Annotated in this window: 1 protein-coding gene; it reads left to right on the top strand. The window is 39.9% G+C overall.

The window, feature by feature from the left end; genetic code table 11:
- The coding region (locus ACNQ0W_RS25745; RefSeq protein ID WP_417933351.1) for a hypothetical protein at window positions 1–263 on the top strand (263 nt) is incomplete at both ends.

Below are 263 nucleotides of genomic sequence, written 5' to 3'. Positions count from 1 at the left end.
ATATTAGTGTTAATGGCTATCGTATTAAATGGTCCGGCGAAGCACCTAAAAACTTAAGAACTGGCGAATATATTTTGGTGAAAGAAACGCTACATGGTCAGTGGCGTGGCGGTGTAATTCGCTGGATTAAACAATCTACAGAAAAAAGTCTGGAACTGGGTTTAGAAATTCTTTCACAAGCCATGTTCCCTTGCGCTGTACATATTCAGGCAGAGCGTCATACACGTAATTATCACCCTGCATTATTACTACAAACTCAAAAC

It is taken from the genome of Enterobacter cloacae complex sp. 6730903, assembly GCF_048283985.1.
In the GTDB taxonomy this organism is placed as follows: Bacteria; Pseudomonadota; Gammaproteobacteria; order Enterobacterales; family Enterobacteriaceae; genus Enterobacter; species Enterobacter hormaechei_C.
This window is presented reverse-complemented; position numbering and strand designations above follow the sequence as displayed.